Genomic DNA, 9774 nt, shown 5'->3' with positions numbered 1-9774 from the left:
GGCAAGGTGAAGCTGACGTAGTTTGAAGAGATTTTCGAAGAGTATAACCATTCAGGAAATTTCGATAACCCTCTACAATTTCCAGTCAAATAAATTGCATTCGTTTTCTCAAGCAGGTATACTAGTATGGATAAATAAAAAATTTAGAAAATTTAAGAATAGAAAAGAGAACAAATCTTATGGCAAAAGATATTCGTGTCTTACTTTACTACCTTTATACTCCAATTGAAAATGCAGAGCAATTTGCTGCAGATCACTTGGCTTTCTGTAAATCAATCGGCCTTAAAGGCCGTATCCTAGTCGCTGACGAGGGAATTAACGGAACAGTTTCAGGTGACTATGAAACAACTCAAAAATACATGGACTACGTTCACAGCCTCCCAGGCATGGAAGACCTTTGGTTCAAGATTGACGAAGAAAGTGAACAAGCCTTCAAGAAGATGTTTGTTCGCTACAAGAAAGAGATTGTCCACCTTGGTTTGGAAGACAACGACTTTGACAATGACATCAACCCACTTGAAACAACAGGTGCTTACTTGTCTCCAAAAGAGTTCAAAGAAGCGCTTCTTGATAAAGATACCGTTGTCCTTGACACACGTAACGATTATGAGTACGACCTAGGACATTTCCGTGGGGCTATTCGACCAGACATCCGCAACTTCCGTGAGTTACCACAATGGGTTCGTGATAACAAGGAAAAATTCATGGACAAGCGTGTCGTGGTTTACTGTACAGGTGGTGTTCGCTGTGAGAAATTCTCAGGCTGGATGGTCCGTGAAGGCTACAAAGATGTCGGCCAATTGCACGGAGGAATCGCAACTTACGGTAAAGACCCAGAAGTCCAAGGTGAGCTTTGGGATGGGAAAATGTACGTCTTTGACGAGCGTATCGCCGTAGATGTCAACCATGTCAACCCAACCATCGTAGGGAAAGACTGGTTTGATGGGACACCATGTGAACGTTATGTCAACTGTGGAAATCCTTTCTGTAACCGTCGCATCTTGACGTCAGAAGAAAATGAAGACAAGTATCTTCGTGGATGCTCACACGAGTGCCGTGTTCACCCACGTAACCGCTATGTTTCAGAACATGAATTGACACAAGCTGAAGTGATTGAGCGCCTAGCCGCTATCGGTGAAAGCTTGGATCAAGCAGCTACTGTATAAGATCAAACAGTCCTCAGGGGCTGTTTTTCTATGCTTTGTACTCAAAAATCTAAAGTTTGTTTCTGTATCTTTCAGGAAAACAAGGTATACTATATGTAAACGATTTCAAAGGAGTCCAGTTATGGCGAAAACATTTTTTATTCCAAATAAACAGAGCATTTTAGGAGAACAAGAGATTTTGACTGCCAAGTCCATCTTGGCCTTGCTAGATGGTTTGGAGTCACATAGCTATGATGCGGTTTATCTCCGTCAGCCTCTTAACCGTCTTGAGTATATCGAGTGTGCGATAGTGGGGCAATCGCAATTTCTTTTTAAGGTCAGTTATGCTGATGGTCAAAAGGCTTACCGTGTCGATCTTCCTGACCTACTAACAAAGACAGACTGGCAGATTATCAAGTCATTTTTAGATGCTCTGCTTGCTTATACAGGAACTGAGATTGAAGGACTAGATGGTTTTGATTTTGAAGCTTATTTCCAAGCAAGTATTCAAGCCTATCTAGCAGACACTGGAGCGCGCTTTACGATTTGCCAAGGAATTTTTAATCCTGTTTTCTTTAGTCATGAGGATTTGAAAAGCTTTTTAGGGGAAGATGGTTTGGCACAGTTTGAAGCGCGTGTGCGTGAAGTTCAAGAGACCGATGCCTACTTTGCGAGAGTTTCCTTCTATCAGGATGGAGAAGGGCAAGTGCATGGTGTTTACCATCTGGCTCAAGGCGTCAAGACCGTTTTGCCGAGAGAGCCATTTGTTCCTGCAGCCTATATTGAGCAATTGGTGGATAAGGAAGTCCAGTGGGAGATTGACTTGGTTCAAATCACAGGAGACGGCTCTAAACCAGAAGACTATGAAGCCATCGCCCGCTTGGACTATGCAAAATTCTTAGAGGTATTACCCCCATCTTTTTACCACCAACTAGACGCCAATCAATTAGAAGTGCAACCCATCTTAGACAAAGATTTTAAAACATTAGCACAAGAAGAGTAAAGCAGAAGCAGGTCAATCGACTTGCTTTTTGATATATAAAAAATCCTGCCATGAAAGACAGGATTGCTACTCAATGAAAATCAAAGAGCAAACTAGGAAGCTAGCCGCAGGCTGCTNNACTGACAAAGTCAGGAACATATATCTATGGTAAGGCGAAGCTGACGTGGTTGAAGAGATTTTCGAAGAGTATGAATTTTAAAGAAAGGCCAAGATACGGAGATAATCCCCAATCAGTGCCACTTCAGCTACAAAGAAGAGGAGGATAATGACTCCGTTCACAAGGACAGACAAGAATAACTGATAGAAAGAGTCGCTTTCACTTGCTTGACTTGGTCTTGTAATGATATGGAGACTGGCAAGCAGAATGATTCCAATGCTAATCACACACAAGAGGGCTGTAAATCGCAGGCTGTCAAAGAAGGCAAAGAAACTAGCAGTGGCAGTGAGGAAGATTGGAATTGCTAAGAGTTGACTATATTGTTGGAGACCCTTTTCTAGCGTCCAGTCCTTTTCTTGGTAGATAAATCGTCTCACGACGAAACTACCCAAGAGGAATGAAAAGAAGAAGAGCGTTGTCGCTACTAGGATAGAGACGATAGAAAAAAGAGTTAAAGGAGCTAGCTGCTCAGGGAAGCGACTGTTAATGCTTGCTATATGTCCATAGTAAGCATGTTTGATGTGATAGATACTAAAGAAAAAGGAAGATGCAGAAAACAGAATGAGCAAGAGAAAGGCTGTGTAGCTGTGTGTGCTACTTGTTTCAAGCTTGCTTGTAGGAGATTTGATCGCTTCCACTAGCCAAGACCAAAAATCAAGCGCTTGCTCTTTCCATTTATCCCTAGATTTTGGAACTTGGTCGGGGATATAGGGACTTTCTAAAGATTTACTGATAAGAAGTGGCTCTTTCGTGGTTGCTTTTTGCTGAGGAAGAGCTTCTTGGCTTTCTTCAGCCATAGTGACTTTTTCTGTTTCTTTAGGAAGGTCTGGCTCTTCTTCAGTAGAATCTAATGCTTTCTTTTCTTCTATTTCTGTTCTCGTTTCACCGTCTTCAGGCGTTTCAATTGTCTCTTCTTGCTGGCTTTCCAATTCGACTTCAGCTTGAGAGACTTCCTCCTCTAACTGAGTATTTTTTTCAATTGGTGTATCGAGATCGGCTATCCTTTCTTCAGCCTTGTCTGCAACCTCTTGAGCTTGCTCTTCAGGCTTGTTCTTGCTTGTTGTTTTTACAAAATCATTACTTTCAAACCATTCTTGTTTCATGGTAGAACCTCCTTTTAGTTAGATAAATAGTTTCCATAGTAGCAGATGTAAGCGTTTTTGTCAACGTCTGCTTGGGGTGGATATTAGTTCAATATCATCATCAGATCTCGCAATGAGTTGATCCTTGACATCGGTTTTTTCAGTTTTGTAAGGGTTGCTTAATTCCGTACCTCTTGATTCAGGCTCTTCTCTTGTGAATTGGAAGATAGAACCGTAGTTACTTGAGATGTCCCAGTTAATTCGTTGGCTTTCTTTTTGGTCTAGGATGATTCTGAGATAATCTTTGGCAGTCAGTTCAACCTTACCATGGACTTGGATATTTTCAGCGTGGAAGTGATTCTCTGTTGACTCTAGCTGACTATCTGTAAGGTCTGTATCAAAGATATTGACGATATTGGGAGTTGTGAGTTTACTGTTTTTGATACGACTTCCTTCAATTCGGAGGATATAGCCGTTTGTATTGAGGGTCGCATTTTCAAGGCTAGCATTTATGATGGTGGTTTGTCCGCGATTGGCTGAGATGTTGATCCCTTTTAGAGTTCTCCCTTTCGGTAGTCCGATGATGACATCATTAAAACGATTAGATGAACTACTTACAATATGGAGAATCCCATCAATTCCAGAAGAGATAAATGGACTTTCAGACAGTTTCTTATCAGTGAGACTCAGAGTTCTATCGTTCTGATTGGTGATAAGATCATGGTGAGCAGAAAGAGATGGATGGTAAGAAATGTGGATTTGATCATCGAAAGAGTCTGTGATGGTCAGCGCGTGTTGGTGGAGAGTGATTTCTAGGTTTTCGACTTCCTTGCCAAAGGTTAGTTCTTCCGTACGGCTATCATAGACAGGTTCTTTGGACATGGAAAGTAGGCTCTTAATCCCGTCAGATTGGATGCCTACAAAGAGCAGGATAAATCCGATAACGGTAGTCACCACACCAAAAATGAGAAATCCTTTTGTCAATTTACGCATGCTGGTCACCTCTCTTTCCTTTTTTGAGAACAAATTGCACCAAGCGAACAATGAGTAGACCGAAGAAGCGGGCTACATAGGAAATACCTAGTAAAACTAGCGAAGAAGCACCGATGGCTAGTAAACCAGAACCGAAAATCAAGATAAAGGCTGATTTGGCTTGGGCGAGAACAGTGAAACTTTCAACTAAAAATAGGAATCCGCCGATGATACCCAGTATGGAAACCGCAAAGAAAGCCAAGATGACAGTCAAGGCTGCCACAAAGATTGCGAACAGGGACACGAGGATGGCGATTCCCAGAGGAATACCAATAGGGGCTGCAAGGAGAGCTAACAAGGCGATATGCAAAATTTGTCGGTTATTCTTTTGAGCAGATGCCTCATTGATTTTTTTATCGAGAAGATTGGAGAGGACTTCGTGAGCTGCTTCCTTAGGAGTTCCTAAGCTAGCGATGAGTTCTTCCTCTCCTTCGACTCCAGCATCGTCAAAGAGCTCTCTGAAATAGTCCATGGCTTCAATTTGGTCAGCTTCAGGTAGTTTCTTGAGATAGAGTTCTAGCTGAGTCAGGTATTCAGTTCTTGTCATGGCGGATACTCCCTTCTATGATGCCATTGATGGTGTCTGTATAGAGTGCCCATTCATCTTTTAGGGTCAAGAGCTGTTCTATACCACCATTTGTCAAGGAGTAGTATTTGCGCATGCGACCTTGGAACTCTCTAGAATAGGTTGTCAGAAAGCTATTGCCTTCCAATTTTTTGAGAATGGGATAGAGTGTGGATTCTTTGATATTAGCGATCAGCTTAATGGTTTGGCTAATCTCATAACCATAAGAATCCCCTTTTTCCAGTACGGCCAAGATGAGAAATTCAATCAAGGCAGAGGATGTTGGAAAGTACATGGGAAACCTCCTTTTCTAATGTGTAGGATTTTTATATATAATTTTTCTACACATACATTGTACATCTAAAAGAAAGCCCTGTCAAGAGAAATGTGTAAAATTTTTATATATAAAAAACTTCTAGCTAAAACTAGAAGTTTAAAGGATCTTATCCGCTCTGTCCACTGTAAAGAGGGCCACAGTCATCAGGATATCGATGAGCAAGAGGGCAGCTACAGATGGTACCCAAGAGTGGAACAGGTCAAAACTGTAACCAAAGAGGGTTGGCCCAAAGGCTGCTAGGATATAGCCTCCTGTTTGAGATAGGCCGGACAATTGGGCTGTCTTTTCAGGGGCGCTTGTCTTGAGTGAAAAGTTGACCATGAGATAAGGGAAGAGGGCACTGGTTGCGGTTCCGATGAGGAGATGGATGGCAAGCCAGTAAATGAAATGATTGATTGGGAAAAAGAGCATGGAAATGCCGACCACACCAGCTAGTGAAACCAGAGTGAGCATGAGCTGACGGTTGCGAGTAGATAAACTGGTTGTCAGGCTTGGGATGGTCATTGAAAAAGGAATGCTAATCAGAGATAAGATAGAAGTCAGCAAGCCAGCTTCGTGACTGGATAGACCTGCATGGATAGACATGGTAGGTAACCAGGTCATGACGGTGTAAAAGATCAAGGATTGAAAACCTGAAAAGATAATAATTGCCCAAACCTGTTTATTACGCATGACCTTTATTTGACTTTTTTGTTTGGTTTGTGGAGCTAGTCTATGATTATAGCGGTGATTTGGGAGCCAGACCAAAAAAGTTGCTAGACAGAGTAACGTGAGGAGGAGGATAAGTCCTTTCCAAGAACTGGCTTGTGTAATGGGCACAGCTAGATAGGAAGCCAGAGCCGTTGCAATCCCCATAGAGGTTACATATAAGGTGGTCAGAAAACCAATTTTCTTTGGTTGATTGGCTTGGATAAGACTAGGAAGCAGGACATTGATGACTGCGACACTTGCCCCAACCATCAAGGTTCCTAGATAGAGCAGGGGCAGATTGATTAGTCGAATGAGTGAGCCGATGGTCAAGAAGAAGAGGCTGTAGGTGAAGAGATGCTCCAAGCCGATTTTCTGAGCCAGTCGGGTAGAAAATGGTGAAAAGAGGGTAAACATAAGGAGAGGCAGGCTGGTCAAGACACCAAGCGAACTAACTTCTACCTCCAGACCTTGCGAAATATTTCCCAAAATAATGGGTAAAACAGTAAAAGGAGTTCGCAAGGAAACACCAATCAGGATAATACCTGGAACAAAAAAGAGTGATTGCTTTTTCATATAATACCTCTTCTAGCTGATTTTAATAACAGCTTATTTTAAGGCTTTTTCACTATAATGTCAAGTAAGGTTTCTGGCTTTCAAGATAAAAATGGGAAAGTCTTGAAAATTATGATAGAATGGTGGAAGGAAAAATTCAGGAGAGTAGTAGTGACTCAAAATGTTGAAAGTCTTCTCGTATCCATTGTAATCAGTGCATACAATGAAGAAAAATATCTGTCTGGTCTAATTGAAGACTTAAAAAATCAAACCTATCCTAAAGAGAATATTGAAATTCTATTTATAAATGCTATGTCCACAGATGGGACCACAGCTATCATTCAGCAATTGATAAAGGAAGATACAGAGTTTAACTCAATTAGATTGTATAACAATCCTAAGAAAAATCAAGCTAGTGGTTTTAACCTGGGAGTTAAACATTCTGTAGGGGACCTTATTTTAAAAATTGATGCTCATTCAAAAGTTACTGAGACTTTTGTAATGAACAATGTGGCTATTATTCAACAAGGTGAATTTGTCTGTGGGGGGCCTAGACCGACGATTGTCGAAGGAAAAGGAAAATGGGGAGAGACCTTGCATCTTGTTGAGGAAAATATGTTTGGCAGTAGCATTGCCAATTATCGAAATAGTTCTGAGGATAGATATGTTTCTTCTATTTTTCATGGAATGTATAAACGAGAGGTTTTCCAGAAGGTTGGTTTAGTAAATGAGCAACTTGGCCGAACTGAAGATAATGATATTCATTATAGAATTCGAGAACATGGTTATAAAATCCGCTATAGCCCAAGTATTCTATCTTATCAGTATATTCGACCAACATTCAAGAAAATGCTGCATCAAAAGTATTCAAATGGTTTGTGGATTGGCTTGACAAGTCATGTTCAGTTTAAGTGTTTATCATTATTTCACTATGTTCCTTGTTTATTTGTTTTGAGTCTTGTGTTTAGTCTAGCATTGTTACCGATCACATTCGTATTCATAACTTTACTATTAGGCGCCTATTTTTTACTTTTATCACTACTCACTTTGCTGACTTTATTAAAACATAAAAATGGATTTCTAATTGTGATGCCCTTTCTTTTATTTTCCATTCACTTTGCTTATGGCCTTGGGACGATTGTAGGTTTAATTAGAGGATTTAAATGGAAGAAGGAGTACAAGGGAACAATAATTTATTTGGATAAAATAAGCCAAATAAATCAAAATATGCTACAATAACAATATAGTAAAACTCTTTTAAGGAGGAGTAAATTTCTATGAATAAAAAACTAACAGATTATGTGATTGATCTGGTGGAAATTTTAAATAAACAACAAAAGCAGGTTTTCTGGGGAATATTTGATATTTTCAGTATGGTGGTTTCCATCATTGTATCTTATATTTTATTTTATGGGCTGATTAATCCAGCACCTGTTGACTACATTATCTATACGAGTTTGGCCTTCTTGTTTTATCAATTGATGATTGCATTTTGGGGCTTGAACGCGAGTATTAGTCGTTACAGCAAGATTACGGATTTCATGAAAATCTTTTTTGGTGTGACTGCTAGCAGTGTCTTGTCATATAGTATCTGTTATGCCTTCTTGCCACTCTTCTCCATCCGTTTCATCATTCTCTTTATCTTGTTGAGTACCTTCTTGATTTTATTGCCACGGATTAGTTGGCAGTTAATCTACTCCAGACGCAAAAAAGGTAGTGGTGATGGAGAACACCGTCTGACCTTCTTGATTGGTGCCGGTGATGGTGGGGCTCTCTTTATGGATAGTTACCAACATCCAACCAGTGAATTAGAACTGGTCGGTATTTTGGATAAGGATTCTAAGAAAAAGGGTCAAAAACTTGGTGGTATTCCTGTTTTGGGCTCTTATGACAATCTGCCTGAATTAGCCAAACACCATCAAATCGAGCGTGTCATCGTTGCGATTCCGTCGCTGGATCCGTCAGAATATGAGCGTATCTTGCAGATGTGTAATAAGCTGGGTGTCAAATGTTACAAGATGCCTAAGGTTGAAACTGTTGTTCAGGGCCTTCACCAAGCAGGTACTGGCTTCCAAAAAATTGATATTACGGACCTTTTGGGTCGTCAGGAAATCCGTCTTGACGAATCGCGTCTGGGTGCAGAACTGACAGGTAAGACCATCTTAGTCACAGGAGCTGGAGGTTCAATCGGTTCTGAAATCTGTCGTCAAGTTAGTCGCTTCAATCCTGAACGCATTATCTTGCTCGGTCATGGGGAAAACTCAATCTACCTTGTTTATCATGAATTGATTCGTAAGTTCCAAGGGATTGATTATGTACCTGTGATTGCGGACATTCAAGACTACGACCGTCTCTTGCAAGTCTTTGAGCAGTACAAACCTGCTATTGTTTATCATGCGGCAGCCCACAAGCATGTTCCTATGATGGAGCGCAATCCAAAAGAAGCCTTCAAAAACAATATCCGTGGAACTTACAACGTTGCTAAGGCTGTTGATGAAGCTAAAGTGTCTAAGATGGTTATGATTTCGACAGATAAGGCAGTTAATCCACCAAATGTTATGGGAGCAACCAAGCGCGTGGCGGAGTTGATTGTCACTGGCTTTAACCAACGTAGCCAATCGACCTACTGTGCAGTTCGTTTTGGGAATGTACTTGGTAGCCGTGGTAGTGTCATTCCAGTCTTTGAACGTCAAATTGCTGAAGGTGGGCCTGTAACGGTCACAGACTTCCGCATGACCCGTTACTTTATGACCATTCCAGAAGCTAGCCGTCTGGTTATCCATGCTGGTGCTTATGCCAAAGATGGGGAAGTCTTTATCCTTGATATGGGCAAACCAGTCAAGATTTATGACTTGGCCAAGAAGATGGTGCTTCTAAGTGGCCACACTGAAAGTGAAATTCCAATCGTTGAAGTTGGAATCCGCCCAGGTGAAAAACTCTACGAAGAACTCTTGGTATCAACCGAACTCGTTGACAATCAAGTTATGGATAAGATTTTCGTTGGTAAGGTTAATGTCATGCCTTTAGAATCCATCAATCAAAAGATTGGAGAGTTCCGCACTCTCAGTGGAGATGAGTTGAAGCAAGCTATTATCGCCTTTGCTAATCAAACAACCCACATTGAATAAAAAAGAAAAACGCATATTATCAAGTTAACAACCTTGGTAATATGCGTTTTATTATGTAGAGACTTATACTCTTCGAAAATCTC

At 40.9% G+C, this 9774-nt stretch carries 9 protein-coding genes; 4 read left to right on the top strand and 5 right to left on the bottom strand.

The window, feature by feature from the left end; genetic code table 11:
• Positions 1–179 precede the first annotated feature (179 nt).
• Entirely contained in the window at positions 180–1166 is a 987-nt protein-coding gene (locus HT715_RS05190; RefSeq protein WP_001030028.1) for a rhodanese-related sulfurtransferase, read from the top strand.
• A gap of 121 nt (positions 1167–1287) precedes the next feature.
• On the top strand, positions 1288–2148 hold the full coding sequence (locus tag HT715_RS05185) for a DUF4299 family protein (RefSeq protein ID WP_001140366.1): 861 nt from the start codon (positions 1288–1290) through the stop codon (positions 2146–2148).
• A gap of 195 nt (positions 2149–2343) precedes the next feature.
• Here HT715_RS05185 and HT715_RS05180 read toward each other — a convergent pair whose 3' ends face one another.
• The 5 genes from HT715_RS05180 to HT715_RS05160 form a co-directional block, all read right to left on the bottom strand.
• Positions 2344–3408 (bottom strand): DUF6574 domain-containing protein, encoded by a 1065-nt coding sequence (locus HT715_RS05180; RefSeq protein ID WP_000808433.1) that lies wholly within the window; start codon positions 3406–3408, stop codon positions 2344–2346.
• 60 nt (positions 3409–3468) lie between these two features.
• A complete protein-coding gene (locus tag HT715_RS05175) occupies positions 3469–4380 on the bottom strand; it encodes a DUF4097 domain-containing protein (RefSeq protein WP_001229062.1) in 912 nt (303 codons plus the stop codon).
• Complete coding sequence (locus HT715_RS05170) at positions 4373–4966, bottom strand: DUF1700 domain-containing protein (protein ID WP_000198676.1); 594 nt, start codon at positions 4964–4966, stop codon at positions 4373–4375. The genes HT715_RS05175 and HT715_RS05170 overlap by 8 nt, the downstream gene beginning before the upstream one ends.
• Positions 4953–5279: a PadR family transcriptional regulator gene (locus HT715_RS05165; protein ID WP_000273854.1), complete on the bottom strand. Its 327-nt coding sequence runs from the start codon at positions 5277–5279 to the stop codon at positions 4953–4955. The genes HT715_RS05170 and HT715_RS05165 overlap by 14 nt, the downstream gene beginning before the upstream one ends.
• Positions 5280–5417: 138 nt before the next feature.
• Entirely contained in the window at positions 5418–6584 is a 1167-nt protein-coding gene (locus HT715_RS05160; protein ID WP_000744905.1) for a CynX/NimT family MFS transporter, read from the bottom strand.
• 57 nt (positions 6585–6641) lie between these two features.
• On the opposite strand from HT715_RS05160, the gene HT715_RS05155 reads away from it, so the two are divergent.
• Positions 6642–7802, top strand: a complete 1161-nt coding sequence (locus tag HT715_RS05155) for a glycosyltransferase family 2 protein (RefSeq protein ID WP_000096209.1) — start codon at positions 6642–6644, stop codon at positions 7800–7802.
• Between the two features lie 38 nt (positions 7803–7840).
• Positions 7841–9691, top strand: a complete 1851-nt coding sequence (locus tag HT715_RS05150) for a nucleoside-diphosphate sugar epimerase/dehydratase (protein ID WP_138701818.1) — start codon at positions 7841–7843, stop codon at positions 9689–9691.
• Positions 9692–9774 lie beyond the last annotated feature (83 nt).

Source organism: Streptococcus sp. 4155, assembly GCF_013276695.1.
Taxonomy (GTDB): Bacteria; Bacillota; Bacilli; order Lactobacillales; family Streptococcaceae; genus Streptococcus; species Streptococcus pseudopneumoniae.
The sequence above is the reverse complement of the archived record's forward strand: the minus strand, read 5'-3'. Positions and strand labels throughout refer to the sequence as shown.

What these genes read in the sequence shown, in the direction of transcription:
- HT715_RS05190 (WP_001030028.1), top strand. Translation starts at nt 180, where the DNA reads ATGGCAAAAGATATTCGTGTCTTACTTTACTACCTTTATACTCCAATT.
- HT715_RS05185 (WP_001140366.1), top strand. Translation starts at nt 1,288, where the DNA reads ATGGCGAAAACATTTTTTATTCCAAATAAACAGAGCATTTTAGGAGAA.
- HT715_RS05160 (WP_000744905.1), bottom strand. Translation starts at nt 6,584, where the DNA reads ATGAAAAAGCAATCACTCTTTTTTGTTCCAGGTATTATCCTGATTGGT.
- HT715_RS05165 (WP_000273854.1), bottom strand. Translation starts at nt 5,279, where the DNA reads ATGTACTTTCCAACATCCTCTGCCTTGATTGAATTTCTCATCTTGGCC.
- HT715_RS05155 (WP_000096209.1), top strand. Translation starts at nt 6,642, where the DNA reads ATGTCAAGTAAGGTTTCTGGCTTTCAAGATAAAAATGGGAAAGTCTTG.
- HT715_RS05175 (WP_001229062.1), bottom strand. Translation starts at nt 4,380, where the DNA reads ATGCGTAAATTGACAAAAGGATTTCTCATTTTTGGTGTGGTGACTACC.
- HT715_RS05180 (WP_000808433.1), bottom strand. Translation starts at nt 3,408, where the DNA reads ATGAAACAAGAATGGTTTGAAAGTAATGATTTTGTAAAAACAACAAGC.
- HT715_RS05150 (WP_138701818.1), top strand. Translation starts at nt 7,841, where the DNA reads ATGAATAAAAAACTAACAGATTATGTGATTGATCTGGTGGAAATTTTA.
- HT715_RS05170 (WP_000198676.1), bottom strand. Translation starts at nt 4,966, where the DNA reads ATGACAAGAACTGAATACCTGACTCAGCTAGAACTCTATCTCAAGAAA.